General features: G+C 69.3%; 24 protein-coding genes. 16 read left to right on the top strand and 8 right to left on the bottom strand.

Features of this window, described 5'->3' with window-relative positions; all coding sequences use genetic code 11:
- The first annotated feature begins 156 nt into the window (after nt 1–156).
- The 4 genes from ABZX90_RS03805 to ABZX90_RS03790 all read left to right on the top strand — a co-directional run bounded on the left by ABZX90_RS03805 (nt 157) and on the right by ABZX90_RS03790 (nt 2,955).
- Nucleotides 157–300 carry a hypothetical protein gene (locus ABZX90_RS03805; protein WP_355201316.1) on the top strand — a complete coding sequence of 48 codons (144 nt, stop codon included), beginning with the start codon at nt 157–159 and terminating at the stop codon, nt 298–300.
- A complete protein-coding gene (locus ABZX90_RS03800; protein WP_355201240.1) occupies nt 237–1,088 on the top strand; it encodes a replication initiator in 852 nt (283 codons plus the stop codon). The genes ABZX90_RS03805 and ABZX90_RS03800 overlap by 64 nt, the downstream gene beginning before the upstream one ends.
- Before the next feature lie 840 nt (nt 1,089–1,928).
- Nucleotides 1,929–2,390, top strand: coding sequence for a hypothetical protein (locus ABZX90_RS03795; RefSeq protein ID WP_355201238.1), 462 nt, complete (start codon nt 1,929–1,931; stop codon nt 2,388–2,390).
- 37 nt (nt 2,391–2,427) lie between these two features.
- Complete coding sequence (locus tag ABZX90_RS03790; protein WP_355201236.1) at nt 2,428–2,955, top strand: sigma-70 family RNA polymerase sigma factor; 528 nt, start codon at nt 2,428–2,430, stop codon at nt 2,953–2,955.
- A 104-nt stretch (nt 2,956–3,059) separates the two neighbouring features.
- On the opposite strand, the gene ABZX90_RS03785 is transcribed toward ABZX90_RS03790, so the two are convergent.
- A complete protein-coding gene (locus ABZX90_RS03785) occupies nt 3,060–3,989 on the bottom strand; it encodes an alpha/beta hydrolase (RefSeq protein ID WP_355201234.1) in 930 nt (309 codons plus the stop codon).
- Between the two features lie 109 nt (nt 3,990–4,098).
- On the opposite strand from ABZX90_RS03785, the gene ABZX90_RS03780 reads away from it, so the two are divergent.
- Nucleotides 4,099–4,545 carry a MarR family winged helix-turn-helix transcriptional regulator gene (locus tag ABZX90_RS03780; protein ID WP_351119642.1) on the top strand — a complete coding sequence of 149 codons (447 nt, stop codon included), beginning with the start codon at nt 4,099–4,101 and terminating at the stop codon, nt 4,543–4,545.
- A 423-nt stretch (nt 4,546–4,968) separates the two neighbouring features.
- Here the strand turns inward: ABZX90_RS03780 and ABZX90_RS03775 are convergent, their stop codons facing one another.
- On the bottom strand, nt 4,969–5,439 hold the full coding sequence (locus ABZX90_RS03775) for a VOC family protein (protein ID WP_351119640.1): 471 nt from the start codon (nt 5,437–5,439) through the stop codon (nt 4,969–4,971).
- Between the two features lie 387 nt (nt 5,440–5,826).
- Here ABZX90_RS03775 and ABZX90_RS03770 point away from each other — a divergent pair, with 387 nt between their 5' ends.
- Nucleotides 5,827–7,191: a glutamate decarboxylase gene (locus ABZX90_RS03770; protein WP_351119638.1), complete on the top strand. Its 1,365-nt coding sequence runs from the start codon at nt 5,827–5,829 to the stop codon at nt 7,189–7,191.
- 132 nt (nt 7,192–7,323) lie between these two features.
- Here ABZX90_RS03770 and ABZX90_RS03765 read toward each other — a convergent pair whose 3' ends face one another.
- From ABZX90_RS03765 to ABZX90_RS03755, 3 genes are all read right to left on the bottom strand, one after another.
- Complete coding sequence (locus tag ABZX90_RS03765; protein ID WP_351119636.1) at nt 7,324–7,884, bottom strand: YceI family protein; 561 nt, start codon at nt 7,882–7,884, stop codon at nt 7,324–7,326.
- Nucleotides 7,885–8,008: 124 nt separating this feature from the next.
- On the bottom strand, nt 8,009–9,412 hold the full coding sequence (locus tag ABZX90_RS03760; protein WP_355201231.1) for an ATP-binding protein: 1,404 nt from the start codon (nt 9,410–9,412) through the stop codon (nt 8,009–8,011).
- Nucleotides 9,409–10,080, bottom strand: a complete 672-nt coding sequence (locus tag ABZX90_RS03755) for a response regulator transcription factor (protein ID WP_355201229.1) — start codon at nt 10,078–10,080, stop codon at nt 9,409–9,411. The genes ABZX90_RS03760 and ABZX90_RS03755 overlap by 4 nt, the downstream gene beginning before the upstream one ends.
- A 173-nt stretch (nt 10,081–10,253) precedes the next feature.
- Here ABZX90_RS03755 and ABZX90_RS03750 point away from each other — a divergent pair, with 173 nt between their 5' ends.
- From ABZX90_RS03750 to ABZX90_RS03725, 6 genes are read left to right on the top strand one after another with little or no spacing between them, the layout of a single operon-like run.
- The gene (locus tag ABZX90_RS03750) at nt 10,254–10,943 is read left to right on the top strand and encodes a DUF4956 domain-containing protein (RefSeq protein ID WP_351119630.1); all 690 of its coding nucleotides are present in this window, start codon (nt 10,254–10,256) and stop codon (nt 10,941–10,943) included.
- Nucleotides 10,940–11,821, top strand: a complete 882-nt coding sequence (locus ABZX90_RS03745) for a VTC domain-containing protein (protein ID WP_355201227.1) — start codon at nt 10,940–10,942, stop codon at nt 11,819–11,821. Before ABZX90_RS03750 ends, ABZX90_RS03745 begins: the two co-directional genes overlap by 4 nt.
- Nucleotides 11,818–12,696, top strand: coding sequence for a phosphatase PAP2 family protein (locus ABZX90_RS03740; RefSeq protein WP_355201225.1), 879 nt, complete (start codon nt 11,818–11,820; stop codon nt 12,694–12,696). The genes ABZX90_RS03745 and ABZX90_RS03740 overlap by 4 nt, the downstream gene beginning before the upstream one ends.
- A 20-nt stretch (nt 12,697–12,716) precedes the next feature.
- On the top strand, nt 12,717–14,213 hold the full coding sequence (locus ABZX90_RS03735; RefSeq protein WP_355201223.1) for a hypothetical protein: 1,497 nt from the start codon (nt 12,717–12,719) through the stop codon (nt 14,211–14,213).
- A 20-nt stretch (nt 14,214–14,233) separates the two neighbouring features.
- Entirely contained in the window at nt 14,234–14,800 is a 567-nt protein-coding gene (locus ABZX90_RS03730) for a Chromate resistance protein ChrB (RefSeq protein ID WP_355201221.1), read from the top strand.
- The gene (locus ABZX90_RS03725) at nt 14,797–15,969 is read left to right on the top strand and encodes an MFS transporter (RefSeq protein ID WP_355201219.1); all 1,173 of its coding nucleotides are present in this window, start codon (nt 14,797–14,799) and stop codon (nt 15,967–15,969) included. The genes ABZX90_RS03730 and ABZX90_RS03725 overlap by 4 nt, the downstream gene beginning before the upstream one ends.
- Before the next feature lie 250 nt (nt 15,970–16,219).
- Here ABZX90_RS03725 and ABZX90_RS03720 read toward each other — a convergent pair whose 3' ends face one another.
- Together ABZX90_RS03720 and ABZX90_RS03715 are read right to left on the bottom strand one after the other, a co-directional pair.
- Entirely contained in the window at nt 16,220–16,396 is a 177-nt protein-coding gene (locus ABZX90_RS03720) for a hypothetical protein (protein WP_355201217.1), read from the bottom strand.
- Between the two features lie 383 nt (nt 16,397–16,779).
- Entirely contained in the window at nt 16,780–17,436 is a 657-nt protein-coding gene (locus ABZX90_RS03715; RefSeq protein ID WP_355201215.1) for a DUF4328 domain-containing protein, read from the bottom strand.
- Between the two features lie 221 nt (nt 17,437–17,657).
- On the opposite strand from ABZX90_RS03715, the gene ABZX90_RS03710 reads away from it, so the two are divergent.
- Nucleotides 17,658–18,110: a barstar family protein gene (locus ABZX90_RS03710; protein WP_351119614.1), complete on the top strand. Its 453-nt coding sequence runs from the start codon at nt 17,658–17,660 to the stop codon at nt 18,108–18,110.
- A 205-nt stretch (nt 18,111–18,315) separates the two neighbouring features.
- Here ABZX90_RS03710 and ABZX90_RS03705 read toward each other — a convergent pair whose 3' ends face one another.
- The gene (locus tag ABZX90_RS03705) at nt 18,316–19,179 is read right to left on the bottom strand and encodes a hypothetical protein (RefSeq protein WP_355201213.1); all 864 of its coding nucleotides are present in this window, start codon (nt 19,177–19,179) and stop codon (nt 18,316–18,318) included.
- Between the two features lie 261 nt (nt 19,180–19,440).
- Between ABZX90_RS03705 and ABZX90_RS03700 the strand changes: the two genes are divergently transcribed.
- The 3 genes from ABZX90_RS03700 (at nt 19,441) to ABZX90_RS03690 (ending at nt 22,971) form a co-directional block, all read left to right on the top strand.
- Nucleotides 19,441–20,583, top strand: coding sequence for a glycosyltransferase (locus tag ABZX90_RS03700; RefSeq protein WP_355201211.1), 1,143 nt, complete (start codon nt 19,441–19,443; stop codon nt 20,581–20,583).
- A gap of 273 nt (nt 20,584–20,856) precedes the next feature.
- The gene (locus ABZX90_RS03695; RefSeq protein WP_355201209.1) at nt 20,857–22,134 is read left to right on the top strand and encodes a hypothetical protein; all 1,278 of its coding nucleotides are present in this window, start codon (nt 20,857–20,859) and stop codon (nt 22,132–22,134) included.
- A gap of 48 nt (nt 22,135–22,182) precedes the next feature.
- A complete protein-coding gene (locus ABZX90_RS03690) occupies nt 22,183–22,971 on the top strand; it encodes a TIGR03936 family radical SAM-associated protein (protein ID WP_355201207.1) in 789 nt (262 codons plus the stop codon).
- Nucleotides 22,972–23,095: the final 124 nt, after the last annotated feature.

Genomic DNA, 23,095 nt, shown 5'->3' with positions numbered 1-23,095 from the left:
CTGAGGCTACAACATGCCGTCATCGTGTCGAGCACCCGCCGGGCACTGCCCAAGGGCCGGTGACGGGGGCTCGCTCAGTCGGCGCCCGGAGTTGCTGCCTCTGGCGGTCACGAGCGCTCCGAACCAATGGACTCGAGCACTGAGGTGAGGCGCCTCGTGGAGGCTCTGAAGGACGGCGGCCAGGAAGAAACAGCTGCCGTCCTCAAGGCTCTCGGCGCGCAGAGCAGATCGCAGGAGTGCCTGTGGGGAGACGCCGAGAACGCCCCTGCCGTCCCGTGGAGGCTCGACAACTATTCGTAATCGACGTTCGGCGGCGCATCGCCTCCTCGGCTGGCCTCGTACAGTCCCACTTTTCCCGGCACGCCCGTCTGTCTTTCGCCCGTGTTGCTGAGTATCAGAAGCGCGCGGTTGTCCATGTGCACGCGGTCGTCCGTCTCGACGGCCCGAACGGATCTGACGGCGAACCACCTGTCTGGGGTACCCCAGATGTGCTTCTCGATGCCGTACACGCTTCTGCACGGCGCGTTTTGGTCCGCACTCCAAACAGCTCGGCTGTAGGGGAGTTGATCCTGCAGTGGGGGGCTCAGGTCGATGCCCGACCCATACGCGTTGGTCTCGGCGAGCCTGACGATGACGCGGTTGCTGCATACGTGGCCAAGTACGTGACCAAGGGCGCGGGCGAGACGGGGGCTGGCGTCGACCACGCGCTTTCAACCTGGGGTGAGGTCGAGTCGGCACCTGTGAGTGAACACGTCCGTACGCTCATGCGGGCATGCTGGGGCCTGGGTAACCAGCCCGAGTACGCCCACCTTCGACTCCGGGACTGGACTCACACCCTCGGCTACCGAGGCCACATCTTGACCAAGTCCCGCGCTTACTCGACCACGTACGCAGCACTCCGCGCCGAACGCGCAGGCCATGTGGGCCACGCGGATCTGCCAGGCGTGGTCACTGAGAGGCAATGGTGCTACATCGGTGCTGGTCATGGTCCTGGTGCGGCGCTCATAGCGATGGGAATCGCCGACGACCTCACCGAGTCCCGGCGACTTGGTCTGGAAGCCAGACGGGCAGGGGAACAGGGGCGATGACTGCGCCGGTCGACCCCGAGCCTCAACCGCCTGGACGTTTGTTAGTGGCTCGGGAGGTCAGCGCCAGGACAACCAGTCTGGTCGAGAGCGAGATTGTGATCATTGACGAAGACGGTGCTGAAGAACCGTTCGATCCGGTCTCGTGGCTCTCGTGAAGCCGCAAGCTGCATCCCCTCCGGTCTGAGACGGCACTGCGCTCGCGAGCCGGGAGCGCTGTCCGGCAACACGGACTCAGCCATCGCTGGTAACGGTGGGTGCGTAACCTCCGTCTACGGCAACGACGTAGCGCTTCAACGCCGCCTTCTTGGACGCCGGGCCTGGTCAACGACGCCGACGTCAGACTGATGGCAAAGCCTTGGTAAAGGGATTGTCTGCGGTTAACTGCTTGGCGTGCTGTGCGGACTCTTCCCTCATGTGAGCGCTTTTGCCGGGGGTCCTCTCCGGCAACGTCCGCGTTCGCCGAGTCACATCCCGGTGAACGTGTGCGGCAACAGCATCGACGCTCCTCGGTGGTAGCGGCTGCATGTTGGGCTCCGGGCAAAGAGTCGCCGACGAGTGAAGCCGCGGGACAACCACACAGCTAGCGCACTTGCCGAACGGATCCTCCGGTCGGCAAGTGCGCTTGGCGTGCCCGTAGTCACAACTCGATTACGTAATCGGCATCACCCTAGAGTGACGTTGCGGTGACTCTCTGTTTCGTGTTTCCTCGGGTGCTAACCCTCGTTGGCGACCTGCCCGGAGCCCCGGGGGCCCTTCGCGATAGGCCAGTGGAAGGGCGGCGGCAGCGCCGACAACTGGCCAGTTGTCCCGCACCATCGCACAGATGTGAGGTATTGGCCGATGGCCGACACCAGTGAAAAGCCGCAGAGCGGTTTGATCCGCCGAACGGGTAAGTGGTCCCCGGTGGTCACTCTGACCTTGACAGAAGCCGTGCAAAGGATGGCTGGTACTTCGGGTTCCGGAGGTGCCTTTGAGTCGATCAACAGCCACGTCAACACGGCAGCCTTCGGCAGCTTGAGCCTTCAACTGCTGTTCGTAGCTGGCAAAGGTCTTGCTGATGCTTGGAAGCGAGGGGTCCTCATCGATTTCCGAGTTCGCTTCGGTGGAGGTGACAAGGCGCCAGACAGTGGGCCGGCTCTGCAGCCTTCTGTGACTCCTTCTGTAGTCTCGGAGGGTGCCACGCAGTCGACGGCAGATTCCTTGGCCATGTCGATGCCGTCCACTGCGCTGTTGGCCGGCGCAGCCTCAGGTGTGGGAACTCCCGCCGCCGTGCTTCAACAGGAAGAGCGTGGCTCCCTCTAAGCGGATTGATGAAGTCCGGTCTGGGTTCGCGGACTCCGTGAACCCGAGGCCGGACTTCGGCGAGTTCTTCGAGGCGTACTACGGGCGTGCGCTGAGGTTTGTGCGGCGACACGGCTTTCCGGTGGCGGAAGCCGAAGACGTGATCGCAGAGACGTTCACGGCGCTCCTCGTTCGTTGGCAGTCCCACGGAGAGCCTGAGCAGCCGGCAGCGTACCTGTACAGGTCGTTGTCCAATCAGATGGCTCGACGTCATGCCAAACGTGATCAACAAGCTTTTTCGCAAGCGCTTGATGAAACAATCGACGTTATAGACGCCCGGCAACTTGAGGCCTTCGACAGGGTCGAAACCATGCACGACGCCTGGCGACTGCTCTGCGCGCTTCCTGAGCGTCAGCGCGCGATCTTCTATATGCGCTTCTTCCTGGACATGTCGGGTCGTGAGATCGCCCAGCAGCTCGGGCTTGCCCCGGGATCGGTGAGCAAGCACCTGTTCATGGCGAGGAAGAGGTTGGCAGAACGTCTGCAGGAGGAGCAGGACTTCTCCAGGGCTGATCACTTGGACTGAGTCTGCGCCAGGGAACTGCTGGGCTACTGAAGTTGAACCCGTGATGTCGGCGACGGTGCTCCTGTGGCCGTCGCCGACATCACGGGGAGGCCGTCGGGTCGGTGTCAGTGGACCGGTTCGAGATGGTCGGCGCCCGGGCGGCCGGCGCTCAGGTGGGCGGTGAGGAAGCGGGCGGCGCGGTCGAGTGCGGCGTCCGCCTCGTCGAGGCGGCCGTAGTGGTGCTGGAAGACATGGGGGAGGCCGGGGCCGACTTCGAGTGTGACCTCGACGCCGTCGGCGCCCGCGCGGCCGGCCAGTCGGACCGCGTCGTCGAGGAGTACCTCGTTCGCCCCGACCTGTACAAGGAGTGGGGGCAGTCCGGTGAGGTCGGCGAACACCGGGCTGGCCAGGGGATGCGCCCGGTCGCCTGCGCCGACGTAGAGATCGGCGCAGGCGCGCACGTCGGCCGCTGTGAAAATGGGATCGGCGCTTTCCTTGGAACGGATGCTTCCCCCAGCGAGGGTGAGGTCGGCCCACGGGGAGAAGACGACCACGGCGGCTGGTTGCGGCAGCCCGGCTTCCCGGGCGGCGAGCAGCGTGGCGATGCTCAAGCCGCCTCCGGCGGAGTCACCGGCCATGACGAGGTCCCGTGGGTCGGCGCCCGACGCCAGCAGCTCGCGGTAGGCCGCGAGCCCGTCGTCGACAGCCGCGGGGAACGGGTGCTCGGGCGCCAGCCGGTAGTCCACCGACGTCGCGCGCAGCCCGGTGCGGCGGGCCAGTTCACCGACCAGCCCTGCGTGGGTGTCTGGTGAGCCGATGACGTAGCCACCGCCGTGCAGGTAGAGCAGCCGGCCGCGGCCGGAGGCTCCGGCCGGCTTCAGCTCCAGTGCCGGCCGCCCGCCCAGGACGGTCCTGCGGGTGACCACGCCCTCCGGCGCGGGGCGGGTGAGGGCCGCGGCGAAACCGCTGCGCTGCTCCTCGGGAGTGGGCCGCTTCTCGCTGCGAGGGGCGGAACGGAGTATGGCGTCCAGGGCGTCACGCTGCTGTCGGGACATGTGGGGCCTCCATGGTTCGGGGTGCGAGGATGGATTCCTGGGAATCCACCTGCCCGTCTCAACCGGATTCCAAGGAAGATGATTCCCGGGAATCTACTGGAAGGCCAATGTGAGCCACATCACCCCGATCTTCATCGACCTGGTCCGCGTCGAGACCCGGCTCTACAACGCGGTGAGCGCCCGGCTGCGCGCCGAACAAGGGCTGGGGCTGGGACAGTTCGAGCTTTTGGAGATCATCGACCGCGTGCCCGGGTGCCGCGTGCTCGACATCGTCGGCGAACTGGCGATCACCGTGGGGGCCGTCAGCAAGGCGGTCGACCGGCTGGTGGCTGCGGGCTGGTGCCTGCGGGTCGCGCACCCCCAGGACCGTCGCTCGTCCGTCCTCCGCCTCACATCCGCGGGTGAGGAGCGGTTGTCCGCATCCCGCCCCATTGTCGAAAGCGAGCTCATCTCACTGACCGTGGCGGTTCCCCCCGACGACCTGGCCCGCATCGGCTCAACCCTGGCCAGCCTTCGCGCAACCCTCGAGGCGGGCCCCCACGGCCGACCGGAATGACGGGACATGACCCGCGAATGACAGCCGACCTCCCAGAGTTGAGTGACACTGCTTGGCCGCAGATGGACACCCAGATCCAGATCGGCCCGACGGGCAAGAAGCTGCTGCCTCTGACAATCAAGAACGCGGGTCCGACGCCGGCATCGAGCGGTCACGCTCACTGACGTGAGCGGGGCACTCGATCGGGTGATGGAGGCGCTGGCGGGGGTGAGCGAGGAGGAGAAGGAGGCTGCGGCGCTGGCCGCGGCCGCCGCTTCGCCCCCTCGCCCGTCGGCGCCGCCGGCGTCCTCTCGGACGTCGCTGTCGGGTCCTGGCAGTGCCCTACACATCGTCTCCGAGGTGGAGTGGATCCGAGGGCTCGTTCCTGAGGGCTCGTTCCAGGCTTATGCGAGGCTGTGTGGCCTTTGAGCCCTTCCCGGCAGGTCAGGCCGGGGCGTCGGCGTCCTGTACGGAGGCTGCGAACGACTCGGGGCCCTGCTCCGCCGCCGCCGGGTCCATCCACATGACCTGCCAGCCGTGGCCGTCGAGGTCGAAGAAGCTGCGTGAGTACATGAAGCCGTAGTCCTCGGCTCCATCTGCCTCGGAGCCGCCCGCCGCGAGCGCGGCGGCGCTGACCGCATCGACCTCATCGCGGGACGACACGCTGAAGGAGTACAGCGCCAGCGTGTGCGTGGTGGGATCGGCCATCGGCAGTTTCGCGAACTCCGCGAACTTCTCGCGGCTGAGCAGCATGACGAAGGCGTGCTCGCCGACCAGCATGCAGGCGGCGGTCTCGTCGGTGAACTTCGGGTTGAAGCTGAAGCCGAGCTTGGCGAAGAACGCCTTGCTGCGCTCGAGGTCCGCTACGGGGATGTTCACGAACAGCATGCGGCCGGGGTGTGCGGGATTGGTCATCGTGGGTCTCCAGTCGGTGGCTCGATGGCGTACGTCCTGGTAGACCGGCGCAGCCGGCGGAACTCATCGGTGGATCTCGGCCAGGTCGCAGTCGCAGGGTTGATCAAGTCCACAACCACAGCTCAGAGACCCGGCCTTCACTTCTTCGGCTCCCGGTGGAGGTGGCCCGCCCGTCGACACACGTGCCGCGCCTGGGCGTGTTCTTGCCCGGCCGGGACCTTGCCCGTTGCGTGCCCGTTCCGGCGGGACGCAGCGGGCGGTGCGGGCGGTGCGGGCGGGGCGGGCGGTGCGACGCGGCCGGGAAAGGTACGCCGTTCGCGTGCACCCCGAGCCCCGTCCGCAGGTCCTGAGCATGGCTCCCGCTCCGACCGTGGTTGAGTCGCCGATATGACCAAGAGTGACGCCGAGGCTCTGTTCGGCAGCCGTTTCCTGACCGTGCCCGCTCCTTCGGAGACCTTCCCCGAGGAAGGCATGGCCGCGACGGATGCGATGAGGCTCGTGGATGTGGATCTCGCCATGGAGGGCGACCCGCAGCGCAACCTCGCCACGTTCGTCACCACTTGGATGGAGCCGGAGGCGCAGCGGCTGATCGCCGAGAATCTCCACCGCAATTTCATCGATCACGCGGAGTACCCGATTTCCGCCGAGATCGAGCAGCGTTGTGTGCGCATGCTCGCCGACCTCTTCAACGCGCCGGGCAGGACAACCGGATGTCGGACCCAGGGCTCGTCCGAGGCGATCATGCTCGGTGCGCTGTCGCTGAAGTGGAAGTGGCGAGAGCGCCGCCAGGCGGCCCATCTGTCGGTCGACCGCCCCAACTTGATCTTCGGCGGGGACGTCCACGTCGTGTGGGAGAAGTTCTGCCGCTACTTCGACGTCGAACCGCGGATCGTGCCGCTTGCCGAGGGCAAGTACACGATCGGCCCGGAGGACGTGGAGCCGCACCTCGACGAGAACACGATCGGCGTCGTCGCCGTCCTCGGCACCACGTTCACCGGCCACAAGGACGACGTCGTCGGGATCGACAAGCTCCTGCGGGACGTCCGCAAGGAGCGGGACCTCGACATCCCGATCCATGTCGACGGAGCCAGCGGCGCATTCGTGTGGCCCTTCCTGTACCCGGACTCGAAATGGGACTTCCGGCTCGACCAGGTCCGTTCGATCAACGTCTCGGGACACAAGTACGGCCTGGTCTACCCCGGCATCGGCTGGCTGGTCTTCCGCGAGGAGTCCGACCTGCCCAAGGACCTCGTGTTCGAGGAGAACTACTTGGGCAAGACCGACGCGACGTTCACGCTGAACTTCTCCACCGGCGCGTCGATGATGCTCGCGCAGTACTACAACTTCGTCCGGCTCGGTCGCCAGGGCTACACCTACGTCATGAAGATGTTGCAGGAGAACGCCCACGCGCTGGCGGACAACCTGCGGAGCAGCGGCCGCTTCGAAGTGATCGGGAGCGACCTGGAGCAGCTGCCGCTGGTCGCCTTCCGTCTCGCCGGCAAGCACGCCTACGACGAGTCCGACATCGCCTGGCAACTGTCGGCCGAGCGCGGCTGGATGGTGCCGGCGTACACGCTCCCGCCCAACGCGGAGCGGGTGAAGATCATGCGTGCCCTGGTCAAGGAGACCCTGAGCCGCGAGCAGATCGATCGCCTGGGCCAGGACATCGCCGACGCGTGTCGCACTTTGGACGACAAGGGTGCGACCCATGAGATCGAGCGGTCCCAGGTCAAGCGCGGCACCGGCTACTGAGGCACCTCCGCCCCCTGTCCGGCCCAGCAGAACAGCCGACTGAACGGGGGCAACCGTCAGTCGGCGACGGAGAGATGAGCGGTCGGCTCGTCGCCCCGGATGAGAACGCTTCAGCTCTGGGTGCGCGGCGGTTCAGGAGTCCTTGATCGCGGAGATCTCGAACTCAAGCACGATCTTCTCGCTGACCAGGACACCGCCCGTTTCGAGCGCGGCGTTCCAGATCACGCCGTAGTCCTTGCGGTTGATGGTGACCGACCCTTCGAGCCCCACGCGCAGGTTGCCGAACGGGTCGGTGGCGGTGCCCTCGTAGGTGAACGGGATGGTCACCGGATTGGTGACGCCTTTGACGGTGAGGTCGCCGGTGACATCGAAGCTGGTGTCGTCGCTGCGCTGGACGGAAGTGGAGACGAAGGCGATCTCCGGGTACTCGTCCATGTTGAGGAAGTCGTTGCTGCGCAGATGCTCGTCGCGCTGGGCGTTGCGGGTGTCGACGCTGGTGGCCTTGATGGTCACTTTCCCGGTCGACTTGGCGGGGTCCGCACCGTCGAAGTACGCGCTGCCCTCGAACTCGTTGAACGCGCCACGCACCTTGGTCACCATCGCGTGCCGGGCGACGAATCCGATCCGGCTGTGCGAGGCGTCGAGGGTGTAGTGGCCGGTCAGGGCAGTCAGGTCGGTCGGAGTCGTAGCCACGGGACCTCCCGAGATAAATGGGATATTAGCGACATAATCAAACCTAGCAGTCATTATTTGCGTATGGCGCGGTAGGTGATATTTGGGAAGGGGTGGCCGTACGCCGGCACTGTCCCGTCGCAGGTCAGCAGGGAATGTCGAGGCTGACGGCGGCGCCCTGTGTGGTGTTCTCGGCGCGCGCGGTGCCGCCGTGAGAGGTGACGACCGCGGCGACGAACGCCAGGCCGAGGCCTGAGCCGGGGCTCGTGCGGCTGGCCTCGGCGCGTGCGAAACGGTCGAAGGCCTTGGGCAGAAAGTCGGACGGGAAGCCGGGGCCCTCGTCGGTGACGGTCAGGCGCAGGTGCCCGTCGTCGGCCGTCGCGGTGACGTGGATGTCGCCCTGACTGTGGCGCAGGGCGTTGTCGACGAGGTTGCCGATGGCCGGGTGGATCCAGTTGGTGTCCACATTGACGGTGCCGGGCGCCACATCGACGCTGAGGTTGCGGTGTTCACGTCCGGCGGCCGCGCGGTAGGGGTCGATGGCCGAGGCGATCAGCTCGGGCAGGTCGATCGGGGAGCGGGCGAGCTGGTCGGTGCCACCGAGCTGTTCCAGGTCCAGCAGGGCGTTGGTCAGGTCGATGAGGCGCTGCACCTCGCTGTCCACCGAGCGGAGCGTGTCGGTGAGTTCGGCTGCGGGGCGTGGCCGGTGCAGGGCGACATCGACTTCGGCGCGCAGCAGGGACAGGGGGGTGCGCAGTTCGTGGCTGGCGTCCGCGAGGAAGCGCCGTTCACGTTCGGAGGCGGCTTCGAGGCGTTCGAGCATTTCGTTGAGGGTGTGTCCGAGCCGGGTGAGTTCGTCGTCACGGTCTTCGGGAACGGGGAGCCGTACTCCGGAAGTGCCGTCGGCCAGGCTCGCGGCGCGGCGGCGGTAGCGCTCCACCGGATCCAGGGCCGCGCGGGCGGTGCGGTAGCCGACGTAGGAGGCGGCGACCAGGGTCAGACTCATGGCGATGGCGAGCTGGGCGAGCAGTTCCCGCAGGGCCTCGTCGCGGTGGCCGCGGCGCACGGCAGCGACCGCGATCACGGTGCGGTCGGGCAGCTTGACCCGCTGGGCCCTGAGCCGCAGTGTGCGCGGGTCGAGCGAGGCCAGGCCTCCGATGTCGCGGCGGACCGAGGCGCCGGCCGCGACCGATCTGAGGTCTGCGCCGTTCAGCAGATGCTCGGTCCGGACCAGGTCGCTGGCCTCGATGATCTTCCCCTGCGGGGTGAGGGCCTGGTAGGCGCTGCCGTCGGGGCCGCTGAGCTTGCGGCCGGTGAGGAGGTCGCTCCGCAGGTCGTGGGAGTAGGCGGCCAGGTCCGCGTCGAGCTGTTCGTCCAGGGCCTGCTCGACCCGCCAGTACACCAATCCGGCCGCGCCGCTCAGGACGAGGGACATGGTGACGGCGACGGCCAGGACCAGGCGCAGCACGATGGGCAGGCGGTGCCAGCGACCCAGAACCCGGGGGCGCCCGAGGGTCGTCCCGGCTGCGGGCTGCGCCGGCGGCGTCATATCCGGGTTTCCAGACGGTAGCCCGTACCGCGCAAGGTGGTGATGCTGTTCCGGCCGAAGGGCTTGTCGATCTTCGCGCGGAGTTTGGAGATGTGGACGTCGACGGAGTTGCTGTTCAGGTCGGCCTCACCGTCCCATGCCTCCTCCAGGAACCGGGTTCGGCTGACGACCCACCCGGAGTTCTCCATGAGGATCTGCAGGACGGCGAACTCGCGCCGGGACAGGTCCAGTTCGACGCCCGCCCGCCAGGCGCGCTGCTCGTCAGGATCGAGGACGAGGTCACCGACCTCCAGGCGGGTGTTGAGGGCGGGCCGACGGCGGGCAGCCGCGCGCAACCGGGCGCTGAGCTCCTCCATTGCGAAGGGCTTGACCAGGTAGTCGTCGGCGCCGGCGTCCAGCCCCGCGACCCGTTCCTTGATCGCGCTGCGGGCGGTCAGGAGCACGATGGGGACGTCGTTCGCCTCGCGGCGCAGGGTGCGGCACGCCTCCACGCCGTTCATGCCGGGCAGCATCACGTCCATGATCACGGCGTCCACCCGCGGGTCACGTGAGGCGTCGAGCCCGCTGAGTCCGTCGTGCCGGGCCTCGGCGGTATGCCCTGATTCGCTCAGGTACTGAATGATCAGGCCGGCGAGCCGGACCTCGTCCTCGACGACCAGAATGTGCACCTTGGAAGGTTAGCTCTCCGCGCGGAAGGCGCCGTGCGCCCCGGGCTCGCCCGAGGCCTCGGCAAGGCTTCATGGTCTGTTAATGCGACCTCCCTAGCGTGCGTCACCTTGCGGCAGCACCGGCCCCCGACCGCCACGGGCGGCGGCCGCTGCCGGGAACGGAGACCACGACGATGCATCCCTCGATGTCCCTGCTGGCCGGCAAGTCGCTCGCCTCGGCGCTGACCGTCGGCGACCTGACGGCCCGCGCCGGTCTGGACGTACTGGCGATCCTGGTCCTGGTCGGCTGGCTGTACCGGCGACGGCGCAGCGTGGCGGAGATGCCGCTCGCGCTGACCGCGCTCAACCTGGGGTTGTTCGCGGCGATGACCGCGATCAGCGCGGGCAAGTTCCCCGCCGGGGTCGGGTTCGGCCTGTTCGGCATTCTCTCCCTGGTCCGGCTGCGCAGCGCCGCCTTCACGGTCAGGGATGTCGCGTACGCCTTCATCGCGCTGGTGATCGCGCTGAGCAACGGTCTGCCGCAGCGCGAGACGTGGATGATCATAGGCATCGACGCCCTGCTGCTCGTAGCGGTGCTGCTGGTCGACGACCCGGCCTCGTACCGGCCCACCCGCACCATGAAGGTGACCCTCGACCGCGTCTACCGTGACGCCGACGACCTGCGCGCCGACCTGAGCGCCCGGCTCGGCAGCGCGCCCCTCGCGGTCGAGGTCGACGAGATCGACTACGTACGGGAGACGACACGTGTCTCGGCCCGGTACGCGGTGGAGGAGGGCGGACAGGTCTTCCTTCCGGGGCAGCGGGATCCGCAGGATGCCTCGCCGCTCGCCGCCGATCTCCCCGGCGCAGGGAAGTCGCTGTGACCCTCACCGTCACCGCGGCGACGCCCGCGGGCACAGGGTCGGTGACCGGAATCGGCGAGGGGTTCGCACAGCTGCTGGGACTGGACGCGCTGCGCGGAGTCCCGCTCGCCGAGGTGGACGCCGTGGCCGCGCTCCAGCACCGGGTGGACCGCAAGTACCTGATAACTGTCGCGTCGGCGGCCCGGCTGGTGGGGGAGCTGGCCGGCTCCCACCACGTGCTGGACATCCGTGGGCGCCGCACCACCGAGTACAGCAGCACCTATTTCGACACCGCTCACCTGACCGCCTGGCGCGCGCACAATCAGGGGCGCCGCCGCCGGTGGAAGGTGCGCACCCGGCTGTACGCCGAAGACGCGATCTGCCGGATGGAGGTCAAGACCAAGGACGGACGCGGCGCCACGGTCAAGCACGCCCACCCCGTCGAGGCGGATGAATACGGCCGTCTGGAGACCGGCACCGAGGCAGCCGACTTCGTCGACAGGGTGCTCGGGGCCGCCGGGGTCGAGGTGACCGCCGCCGATCTCGCCACGGCCGGCGAGGTCCGCTACCGGCGCGCAGCCCTCGCCGACCTCGAAGCCGGCACCCGGCTCACCCTGGACGGCCTGCTCGCCTGCCATCGCGACGGCCGCACGGCCGCGCTGGATGACGGCTACGTCCTGGTGGAGACCAAGGGCACGGCACGGCCCGCCCCCGCCGACCGGTGCCTGCTTTCCCTGGGCGCCCGTCCGCTCTCCATCAGCAAATACGCCATCGGAATCTCGCTGCTCGTGCCGAATCTGCCCGACAACAACATGCGCCGCCTCGCCCGCACCCGCTTTCACACGGGCCCGCGCCTCCAGACTCCAGCCGCCCGAACCGTAAGGACCCTCCCCGCATGAACCGCCTCCGCCGCATCACATGGCAGTACGCCGTGATCGCGATCCTCGCTGCCGCTGCCGCCGTCTTCGGCCTGGTGCACACCACCACGAGCACGCCCGTGGCCGCCACCACCGCGGGGAAGAAGAAGCCCGGCGCGACCGACCGGATCAAGAGCGACCCTCCGCCCGCGCTCTTCGCCGACGCCGATGTCGCGGCGCTCGCCAAGCAGCAGGCGGCGCAGAAGCACACCGCGGACGCCCTGTTCGCCCAGTGGAAGGCGGCGCACGGCTCCGCGCGGGACGACAAGACCTTCACCGCCTGGGTCGCCCAGCAGGTCCCCGCGCCTCCCGCCAAGGCCGTCCGCATCGCGGAACTGCACCAGGTACAGCAGCTCGCCAAGACCCGTACCGCTGCCGGCAAGAAGGCCGCGACCTGGCTCGAAGTCCACGGCAAGGGCGACATCTGGAAGCTCTACGGACACGACCAGCGCGAACTGCTCCCCAAGGACCAGGGGGCCGTTGACAAGATCCACCTCAAGAGCGCCCTGAAGATGGCCAAGGCGATCACCGAGCAGGTCGCCGCCCTCGACAAGCAGCCCGCCCCCTACGTCCTGGACCCCTCGCTGCGCCCTGACAAGCACATCACCGCCGGCCAGAAGGGCCCGTACTCCTATCCCTCCCGGCACGCAGCCAAAGCCGCCGCCGCCGTCACCCTGCTCGGCGACCGGTCCCCGCACCGCGCCGAGGACTACCGCGCGATGGCCGCGGAGATCGTCTACTCCCGCGTCTACATGGCAGGCCACGTGCCCAGCGACATCACGGCCGGAACCCTGGTCGGCGACCTCGTCGGCGACTACTTCGCCAACGCCGCCCCGGCCCCCGGCGCGAGCAAGTAGCCCCGGCGATGAGCCTGGTCGTGCCGAAACGAGTGCCGAAACGACCCCGCCCCGGCCGGGCGGGCGTCGCGGCCGGCAGCCCGCTTCCCCTGGCGGCGCTCGCGGTCGCCTTCGTCCTGATCCAACTGCTCTTCGTGATTCCCGGGTTGAACCTGAACTGGGACGAGTCGGTGTACGCCAGCCAGGTCACTCCCCACATCCCGGCCGCGTACTTCAGCGCGCCGCGCGCCCGCGGCATTCCGGTACTGCTCGCACCGCTGACCTTCCTCACCTCGTCCACGCTCGCCCTGCGGATCTATCTCGCGGTGCTGTCCGCCACCGGTCTCTCCGTCGCCCTGTGGGTATGGCGGAGGCTGCTGCCGATGCCGGTCGTCGCCCTGGCCGGCGTGCTCTTCAGCGGCCTGTGGGTGACCCAGTTGTACGGCCCGCAGGCGATGCCGAATCTCTGGGTGGCCCTGTGCGCACTCGCCGCGGTCGGTTGTTTCCTGCGGGCCGCCGGGGACCGGCGCGACCGGCGCGCGCTCGTCGGACTGTGCCTTGCCGTCGCGGCCGCCGCGCTGCTGCGGCCCTCGGACGCGGTGTGGCTGTCCTTGCCGATGGCTGCCGCCTGCCTCTTCGTACGGCGATGGCGGCGCCCGACACTGCTCGCCGTCCTGCTCGCCGGGCTCGCGCTGGGCGGCGTGCAATGGATCGTCGAGGCGTACTTGTCCTACGGCGGAGTGGCCGCGCGACTGCATCGTTCCAGCGCCATCGAGGGAGGCATCGGATGGCATCTCGCCGTCGGCGACCAACTGCGCACCCTGGCGGGAGGCCCCGAGCTGTGCCGGCCGTGTTCGGTGCCCTGGCGACACCGTACGAGCGCGATCTGGTGGCTTGCGACGCCGCTTGCCGCAGCGGCCGGTGTCGTGCTCGCCGGCCGTGTCCGACGACTGGCCACCGCCCTGCTGCCCGCCGTGTGCGGTGCATCGGTCGCCGTCCCGTATCTCCTGCTCATCGACTATGCGGCGCCCCGCTTCCTGCTCCCCGCCTACGCGCTGCTCTCTCTCCCCGTCGCGGACGCCCTGGCCGCCTCGGCCCGATCCGTACGTCCCCGCCTGCGGCTCGCCGCCACCGCCCTTGTCGCAGCTCTCGTCGTGGCGCAGTTGGTGAGTCAGCACGTCATCCTGGACCGCGCGGTGCGGACGGCCGCCGACGGAACCGGCGACTACGCCCGCATCGCCGCCGACCTGCGCAAGCACGGCGTACGGCCGCCCTGCCTGATCACCGGCCGCCTCGCCACCCCCGTCGGATACCAGGCCCGCTGCGCCTCCGGGCAGATCACCGGGCACAACCGGAACACCACGGTCGCGGAGATCCTCGCCACGGCCCGGCACGAACCGGTCGCCGTCCTGGTCGAGCCCCACCACAAGCCGCCCGCGTACGCCCGCCACTGGAACGTGCACCGGCTGCCCGGACTGCGCGTCCATCACGGCTATCGCGTCTACCTCTCCCCTTCCGAGTCACAGAAGAAGATGTAACGCCTGATACGTTCTGCCGCGTGACGAATCGGACCCGTAGGGTGCGCTGGCTGCTGCTCGTCATCAAACTGACCGCCGAGCCGACGCGGCACCGGGTGGCCGTGTGGCGGGAGCTGCGCAAGGTCGGCGCCCTCTCCCTGGGCCAGGGAATCTGGGCCGTACCCGATGTTCCCGCCTTCGCCGATGGGGTTCAGCGCGCCATCGCGTTGACCGAGCGGGCCGAGGGCGAGGCCGTGACCCTGGAAGCGGTGGGGCGCGGACTCGCTGACGCCGTGCGCTTCGAGGCGATGTTCACGGCGGCCCGGCAGGAGGACTGGGCCGAGTTCCTGGCCGACTGCGGCACATTCGAAGCAGAACTGGCCAAGGAGATCCACCAGACCACCTTGACCCTCGCCGAGCTGGAAGAAGAGGAACAGAGCCTGGAGCGCCTGCGGCGCCGATACCGCGACCTCACGGCGCGGGACGTCTTCGGCGCGCCGGCCGCCGCCGAGGCCGGCGAACGGCTGCGCCGGTGCACGACAGCGTGTGAGCACTACGCGGAACGCGTCTTCCGTGCCCTGCACAAGACCCCGCAGGACAGCCGATGACCACCCAGCCCGCACCCGGGCGGCAGATGTGGCCCCTGTACGCGGCCGCCTTCACCACCGCCTTCGGCGCACACGGCATCGCGGCCAACCTCGGCGCCCTCTCCGGCAATGCTGTGACCTCACTCATGGCCCTCGGCGGACTGCTCGCTCTGTACGACGGAGCGGAGGTCGTCCTCAAGCCCGTCTTCGGCACCCTCGCCGACCGGATCGGAGCCCGCCCCGTCCTCCTCGGCGGATTGATCGCCTTCGCGGCGGCGTCGGCCGTCTACGCGGTGGCGGACAGTCCGGGCTGGCTGTGGGCGGCCCGGCTGGGCCAGGGAGCCGCAGCCTCGGCCTTCTCCCCCTCGGCCTCCGCGCTGGTCGGGCGCCTCAACCCGGCCGCCAAGCACGGCCGGGCGTTCGGCAGTTACGGGTTCTACAAGTCCATCGGGTACACCCTGGGCCCGCTGCTCGGCGGCGTACTGGTGTGGGCCGGCGGCCTGCGACTGCTGTTCACCGTCCTGGCCCTGCTCGCCGCAGCCGTGGCGGCATGGGCCGTGCTCGTCGTACCGCACGTACCACCGCTGCCGCGCACCCGGCAGACCGTCGCGGACCTGGCCAGGCGTCTCGCCGACCCCAGTTTCCTGCGGCCGACCGCCGCCCTCGCGGGCGCCACCGCCGCGCTCTCCGTCGGAGTCGGCTTCCTGCCCGTCTCCGGCGCGGCGGCCGGCCTCGGCACCGTGGCCACCGGCGCGGCCGTCTCGGTCCTCGCCGCATGCGCCGCCGTTGTCCAGCCCAGGGCGGGACGAGCCCTTGACACCGGCCGTCTCACCGCGGCCACCGGCATCGCGGCCGGTCTGTTCATCACGGCGGCGGGCCTGGTCTGCGCCATGCTGCCTGGGCTGACCGGAGTGCTGCTCGCTGCCGCACTGATCGGCATCGGCACTGGCCTGATCACACCACTTGGCTTCGCCACCCTGGCCACGACCACACCCCCCGAACGCCTTGGCCAGACGATGGGCTCCGCAGAACTCGGACGCGAACTCGGCGACGCCGGCGGCCCCTTGCTCGTCGCCTCCATCGCGACCCTGACCACCCTGACCTACGGCTTCGCCGCACTCGCCCTGCTGCTGGCCGCAGGGCCACTGGCCCTGCTGATCGCGCACCGCCGCACACCACCCGCACCGTGAACAGGCCGCGTGCAACCGAAAAAGGATGACTGACCGTGCGGCACGCGGGGCGTGGGTCAGCGGCGGCGGAGCAGCATGACGACAGCGACGACGACGATGATGAGGACGACGGTACCCAGGCCTATGTACACGGGTTTCTCTTTCCTTCGGGGAACGGCACCCCTTGGTGCAGCAGGGACCCGAGTGCCCCGGCCTGGGCCTTTCAGTCCGCCAGGGTGATTCTGAACGAGCCCTCCCGCCGTACAGGGCGCTAGCGCTGGCTGTTGCGGAATCCGATGACCACGGCGCCCCACCAGCAGAGCTGAGAGATCAGGGCGGTCGACGCTCCCCAGGCGAGGAGGCGCGGTGTGGGGGCGGCGGTGCCCTGCCGCGTCATACGTCTGTTCAGGAGCCCGGCCTGCAGGCCGTTGAGGGTGAGGGCGAGCACCAGTCCGAGCTTGACGCGGGTGGGGGTGGAGTCCAGGTTCGGTGGAGCATCACGCCGCTGGCCACGAGACCCGCGAGGCCGGCCCAGATCGGGACATGAAGGCAGCCCGCGCTGGTCAGAGCATTGTGAAAGGTGCACCGGCCCGTGAGGTACAGGAGCGCGTAGTAGTCGGCCATCAGAACGGCCCCGAAGCCGAGCACGAGCGAGGCGAGGTGGACGAAGAGCGCCACGGCCTGGAGGTCGGCGTCCACGCGCAGGTGCAGGGAAATCCACGTGCAGGCCGAAAGTCCCAGGCAGGCGGCGATCACGGCGGCCGCGAGTGTCCACCACGTGTCGTACAGCCCCAGCGAGAGTGGTCCTCAGGATCCCGTTCGGACTGCCGGTCAGACCTCCGAGGGCACTGCCGCGGTCGGCAGGGCGCGCTCCAGCCTGCGAAGGAGCTGCCAGACGACGATGATCGACAGCACAGCGGCACAGATGTACAAGGCATCGCTGAACATGATCTGCAGCAGGGCGTGACGAGCCTGGCCGGCGGTGGCCGCCTTCTTCAGTTCCTTCGGGGCACCGCTGTACGCATTCGCCGCGACGAGGACGGACAGCCACCATGCCGTGAGCAGGGGATGTCCGCGACGACGCTGCGGTTCCGGCCGACTGGCCGCCCACAGGTCGTTGACGAACATCTTGGGTATGAAGAGCTGCGCCACCGGTGTCACCCAGCCGAAGACCAGCCACGCCCGGCGCCGACGCTGCCCCTGACGCCAGAGCACATCCGCGACGTCGCGCATGTTGGCGAGCCAGACGCTGAACTGGAGCAGGGCCACGAAGAACAGGCCCGTCCGCCAGCCCATCAGGTTTCTGAAATACGTGTCGACCCCGATGAACGGGTTGTCGACGTACGGCGCCGACGCCGACGGTCCCGCCAGCAGTTGGTACTTGTGCCACGCCGCCAGTCCGGCCGCGACAGTCACCAGCGCGAACGCGGCGAGCGCGCCGTAGGCGAACCGGGCCTGCCCGCGCGGCAACCTGACCGCTCCAGCCACTTCACACCCCCTGGGAGCCGCCCGGTCGGACTTCCCGCAGGTCGGCAGCGGATCTTAACTCCGGTCGGGCCGGGAGCTGTATCGGGCGGTGATGAGTGGCCTCACCTGGGCGTATGCGACCCCGTTGGGGGATTTCGGCCCCGCTCCCGACGGGCCCTTGGACAAACAAGGTGTGGTGTACTCATCCGGCGATCATCACGACACTGCGTGTGGGGGACTTGATGAGCACCGAGGACGAGATGCTCGACGCCTGGGTGGACGTCGAGGAGCGGCTGCCCTGGTTGCCGCTCGATCCCTATTTCGTGGGCGAGGACCGGCGCGACCTCCTGCTGGAGGAACTGGAGCGGTCCGGTTTCTCCGTGCTGGAGATCGACCTGACGACCGTGCGCGAGGAGCGGCAGTTCCAGTCCGCGCTGGGTCGGGCGCTGGTCAAGCCGGAGGGGTACGCCGACAACTGGGACGCGCTCCGCGACCTCCTCCAGCAGCGTGGCGAGAGCAGTCCGTGGCTCATCGCCGTCGTCTTCACGGCAGCCCACTCGTTCCTCCGCGCGGACGTCCACGCTTTCGTGCGGTCCGTATCGGTGCTGCACAGTCTGGCCGAGGAGCTGTCGAGCTTCGACGAACCGTACGGCCAGCTGGAGCTGTTCTACGTGGGGGACTGGACCGCGGCCTGACCCGCCGACTCGGTCGACCTTTCCGTGCGGGATGTCGCGAGGGGTGCCCGAGTGCCGGTGGTCGGCCCGTCGGACACCCCTTCTGTGTGTCGGCTGTCCGTCCCGGCTCAGGTCCGGGAGGCACGGGGTGCACAGGGTGCACAGGGTGCACGGGATGTACGAGGCGTACGGGACGTAGGGGAAACCGGAGGCGGAGAGCCGATGGTCATACGCCGCCGTTGACGGCGTCCGGCGTCGGCTGCCGGGCGACCAGGATCCAGGGCTTGGGACGGCCCGTGCGGTCGAAGCAGTTCAGGGTCGCGGGGTGGGTGGTGGTGAACGCGACGCAGGCGGCTTCCCAGATCTGACCCGTGGTAGTGATGACGTCGAACTTGATGCGCTTCACGGTGGTGCTCCGGTTGTGCGCGTTGACGGAGACGTCGCAGGGCAGGCCCGCCGCGCCGCCCGCGGGATAGTCGGGACGGGAACTGAGGTCCGTCCACAGGAAGTTCTGCGTCTCGCCGGTCCGCTGGTCCCGGATGCCCGCGTACGTTCTTCCGCCGGTCAGCGCGACACGGATCTCGAACTCCTCCGATTCCTGCGCGGCGTCGATGCCGACGCACGGGCCCGTCGCGCCTGTGGCGCCGGTCTGGCCCTGGGGGCCGGTGGGGCCGGTGGGGCCGGCGGCTCCCGGGGTCCCCGGCGATCCGGTCTCTCCGGTCGCGCCCCGTTGTCCCTGAGGCCCGGTCGGTCCGGTCGTACCGGCGGATCCCATCGGACCCGGCGCGCCCGTCGCCCCGGTGGCGCCCTGCGGGCCCCGCGGACCCCTCGGCCCCCTGCACCCGCTCCTGCCGTCGGCAGGTTCGCCCGGGAGGGCCGCCCGGTGATCATGGTGATGGGCGGGCCTGCACCAGTCGCCGCCGTACGAGGCAGCCGTCGCGCGATCCGTCACGCCGCGAGCCGCCGGTGTCGCCGGGCTGACCACTCCCGCCACCGCCACCACTGCCAGCGAGGCGACCATGCCGGCCCTCCTGAACCGGTCACGGGCCAGTGGGCCCAGCAAGCGGGCGGTCCTGGACTCAGGATTCATGCGGGCTGCTCCTTGAATCGATCGGTGGGGAATTCCTCGAAGCCGATCGCGAGCTTGACCCGCTGATGCCGAGCAGACCGCAGAACCCCCGCGAAACGCGCCCTATATATCATCAAATCAGACCAATTCCGGGCGGGCTGATGGGCCAACTGCCTGGCTCGTGTTCGGAGCCGGATTGGTCTGCGGCCAATCGGGCGCCGTTCGGCTCCGTGTCCCGCGCGGAGGGTTCCGGGGCGTCCGGCGTGTGTCACATTGACCGCCGTGAAGCCGCAGACCATCTGCCTCTGCATGATCGTCAAGAACGAGTCGCGGGTCATCGAACGGTGCCTCGGTTCCGTCCGCCACCTGATCGACACCTGGGTGATCTCCGACACCGGCTCGACCGACGGCACCCAGGAACTGATCCGCACGGCACTCGCGGGCATCCCCGGCGAACTCCGCGAGGAACCCTGGGTCGACTTCGGCCACAACCGCACCCGGAACATCCAGCACGCCCGAGGCAAGGCCGACTTCCTCCTCACCGTCGACGCCGACCATGTACTGCGCCAGGACGCCCCGCTGCCCCGGCTGACGGCGACCTCGTACATGCTGCGCTACGACACCCCGGGCACCCAGCACCGCTTCAAACACCTGATGCGGGGCGACCGGTCCTGGCGCTACGAGGGCGTCACCCACGAGTACCCGTGCACCGACGAGCCCGACGTCCAGGAGAATCTGGACGCGCTCGTGATCGAGGACCACGCCGACGGCGGCTGCCGCAGCGACAAGTTCGAACGCGACGCGCGCCTGCTGCGGGGCGAGTTGGAGCGCGACCCCGCCAACACCCGCACGGTCTTCTACCTCGCCAACACCGAACGCGACCTCGGGCACGCCGAAGAGGCGATCGCGCTGTACGAGCGGCGCGCGGCGATGGGCGGCTGGGTGGAGGAGGTCTACTGCTCGCTGCTGGAGGCCGGTCTCCTCAAGGCCGAGAAGACCGGGGACTGGCCAGGGGCGATGGACGCGTTCTCCCGTGCCTGGGAGGCGCGTCCGGAGCGGCTCGAAGCCTGCTATGAACTGGCCTCCCGGTTGCGCGTCCAGGGCCGTCACCACACCGCGCACGCCCTGCTCGGCGCCGCCCTGGACCGGCCCGAACCCGACGACCTGCTCTTCACCAAGAGCTGGGTGTACCGCTGGGGTCTGCTCTTCGAGTACTCGATCACCGCGTACTGGGTGGGCGACCACGCGGGCTCCATCCAGGCCTGCGACCGGCTGCTCGCTCTGCCCGACCTGCCCGAGGCCATCCGGCGCCAGACCGGAATCAACCGCGAGTTCTCCGTCCAGCGCCTCGCCACCGTCCCGCCGCCGGCCTCCACCCCGCGCGGAACGAAGGTCTCCCGGGCGGGCAGGGCCGCGAAGAGGTGAAGAGGTGGCGGGGCGACGCACCGGGCCGGGTCGAGGGCGGGCCCGGTTCGCCCGGCTTCACGCCGTGCCGCCCCGGCCCACCGGGCCGATACCGCGGCTGACCCGGCCTCATGGCCGAAGCGGGCGTGGGCAGTTCGGGCGGCCGGCACCGGGAGTCCGACGGCTGATGCGGGATGCGGGATGCGCGGGGTTGGGCGGCGGGCATGGGCGGACTTCGTGCCACTGGGGACGATATTTCGCATCCATCGCGGTGGCCCCTGCGTCTACGAAGGTATGGATCTGGAGAAGTTCCCCGCCGAGCAGCCCGCAGAGCGGCCCGGTGCGCAGGCCGAGGGGTGTCTCGCCGTCGCGATCCGCATTCCGGTGCGGATCGTGGTGTTCGTGCTTGTCGTTCCGGTACGGATGGCGTGGGACGCGCTCGTCGTCGGCGGAAGGTTTCTTCGGGACACCCTGCTGCGACCGCTGGGGCGGGCGCTCGAGTGGGTGGCACGGGCGCTGTTCGTCTGGCCCTGGGTGGCGCTGTGGCGGTACGCCGTCCTGCCGGTCGGCAGGGCACTGGCCTGGCTCGGGGAGGTGCTGCTCGTCGCGCCCGCGGTGTGGCTGTACCGCACGGTCCTGACCCCGCTCGGCCACGCGATCGCCTGGGCGGCCCGGGGGATCGGAGCCGCGATCGTTTGGCTGGTCACGGGTGTCGAGGCCGTGCTCACCTGGTTCTTCGGTGGCGTCGCGGCCGTACTCACCTGGGTCGTCGGCGGTGTCGCGGCGGTGTTCGGCTGGGTGTACGCGCGGTTGCTCACGCCCGTCGGACGAGTTGCCGCCTGGCTGTTCAAGGGCATCGGGCTGGTCCTCGCGGCCATCGGGATCGGGGCGTACACCGCCCTCGCCTGGCTGGCGCGGTACCTGCTCGTCATCCCCGCCCTGTGGCTGTACGCCTGGGTCCTCACGCCCATCGGCAGGGCGATCGCCCTGCTGGCCGAGGGGCTCGTGTCGATCGTACGGATGATCTTCGTGGGCATCGGCGGCGCGCTCTACTGGACGGCGCGCGTCCTGCTGGTGCTGCCCGCGCTCGCGGTGTGGCGCTGGGTGCTCGTGCCGGTCGGGCGGGCCCTCGCCGTCGTCGCCAGGGAGGTCGGCGAGGCCCTCGGGCACGCGTGGCGGGTCGCCGGGCACGTCTCGCTCGCCGTCGGACGGTTCCTCGCGCGCCTCTTCCGGTGGACCTTCGTGGAACCGGTGCGCTGGGCCTACCGCAGCGTCCTGACGCCGGTCGGGCACGTCGTACGCGACCTGGTGCTGAAGCCCGCGGCGGAGGCGGCGCGCAGCGTCGGGCGGGCGACACGGCAGGCCCTGGCCGCCGCCCGGGACAGCGCCCGCCAGGCCCGTGCCGATTTCCGGCGCATGCTCTTCGGGACGCCCCGGGACGCGCAGCCGGTCGAACGGCGGGAGGCACGGCCGACCGACCGGCGGGAACCACAGCCCGTCGCCCGGCGGGAACCACTGGCCGGTGAGACACGTACTCTAGGTAGCAGTACGACCGCACTCACGAAGGACTGAACGACACTGGGCAAGCGACAGCCCGAAGGCCCGCCGCCCGCACCCGCGGTGCAGCGCATCCGACTGCGCTACACCAAGCGCGGCCGCCTCCGGTTCACCAGCCACCGTGACTTCCAGCGCGCTTTCGAGCGTGCCCTGCGCCGTGCCGCCGTACCGATGGCGTACTCGGCGGGGTTCACACCGCACCCGAAAGTGTCGTACGCCAATGCCGCACCCACCGGCACGGGCAGCGAGGCGGAGTATCTGGAGATCGCGCTCACCGAGAAGCGCGACCCCGAGAAGCTGCGCGAACTCCTCGACGAGTCGATGCCCCGCGGGCTCGACATCATCGAGGCGGTCGAGGCACGCATCTCGGGTCTCGCCGACCGGCTCACCGCTTCCGTCTGGGAACTGCGCCTCGACGGCGTGGACCCGGCCGAGGCGGAGCGCGCGGTGGCGGCGTTCAACGCGGCCGAGACCGTCGAGGTCAGCCGCAAGACCAAGAACGGCATGCGGACGTTCGATGCCCGCAGCGCCGTTGCCAGCCTCGAGACGACCCTCGAGACGCACAGTCCACAGGCTGATAGGCCGACCGACCAGGCCTGTGCGATACTGCGGCTGGTTGTTCGGCACGTGACGCCTGCCGTTCGACCCGACGACGTCCTGTCCGGTCTTCGCGCCGTGGCCGACCTGGCGCCGCCGGTCGCCGCTGCGGTGACCAGGCTGGCGCAGGGGCTGTTCGACGAAGAGACCGGCATGGTGACCGACCCGCTCGCGCCCGACCGCGAGGCAGTCGCAGCCGCCCCAGCCGATCGCACAGGGGCCGCCGAAACTGCCGCCGCGAAGGCGTCGGCGTAAGGAAGGTCCCGCGAAGGGACGGATGTCGTAACGCCGCCCTCGTATCCGGGAGCCACCTGGGTCGGGCAGCGCACCGACCAGAAGACTTTCGCCAGGCCGTACGCACACATGGCGTACGGAACCG

Origin of the sequence: Streptomyces sp. NPDC002935 (genome assembly GCF_040611295.1) — a bacterium.
Lineage (GTDB): Bacteria > Actinomycetota > Actinomycetes > Streptomycetales > Streptomycetaceae > Streptomyces.
The sequence above is the reverse complement of the archived record's forward strand: the minus strand, read 5'-3'. Positions and strand labels throughout refer to the sequence as shown.

What these genes read in the sequence shown, in the direction of transcription:
- ABZX90_RS03710 (WP_351119614.1), top strand. Translation starts at nt 17,658, where the DNA reads ATGAGCACCGAGGACGAGATGCTCGACGCCTGGGTGGACGTCGAGGAG.
- ABZX90_RS03695 (WP_355201209.1), top strand. Translation starts at nt 20,857, where the DNA reads ATGGATCTGGAGAAGTTCCCCGCCGAGCAGCCCGCAGAGCGGCCCGGT.
- ABZX90_RS03775 (WP_351119640.1), bottom strand. Translation starts at nt 5,439, where the DNA reads ATGACCAATCCCGCACACCCCGGCCGCATGCTGTTCGTGAACATCCCC.
- ABZX90_RS03785 (WP_355201234.1), bottom strand. Translation starts at nt 3,989, where the DNA reads ATGTCCCGACAGCAGCGTGACGCCCTGGACGCCATACTCCGTTCCGCC.
- ABZX90_RS03705 (WP_355201213.1), bottom strand. Translation starts at nt 19,179, where the DNA reads ATGAATCCTGAGTCCAGGACCGCCCGCTTGCTGGGCCCACTGGCCCGT.
- ABZX90_RS03795 (WP_355201238.1), top strand. Translation starts at nt 1,929, where the DNA reads ATGGCCGACACCAGTGAAAAGCCGCAGAGCGGTTTGATCCGCCGAACG.
- ABZX90_RS03725 (WP_355201219.1), top strand. Translation starts at nt 14,797, where the DNA reads ATGACCACCCAGCCCGCACCCGGGCGGCAGATGTGGCCCCTGTACGCG.
- ABZX90_RS03750 (WP_351119630.1), top strand. Translation starts at nt 10,254, where the DNA reads ATGCATCCCTCGATGTCCCTGCTGGCCGGCAAGTCGCTCGCCTCGGCG.
- ABZX90_RS03740 (WP_355201225.1), top strand. Translation starts at nt 11,818, where the DNA reads ATGAACCGCCTCCGCCGCATCACATGGCAGTACGCCGTGATCGCGATC.
- ABZX90_RS03760 (WP_355201231.1), bottom strand. Translation starts at nt 9,412, where the DNA reads ATGACGCCGCCGGCGCAGCCCGCAGCCGGGACGACCCTCGGGCGCCCC.
- ABZX90_RS03770 (WP_351119638.1), top strand. Translation starts at nt 5,827, where the DNA reads ATGACCAAGAGTGACGCCGAGGCTCTGTTCGGCAGCCGTTTCCTGACC.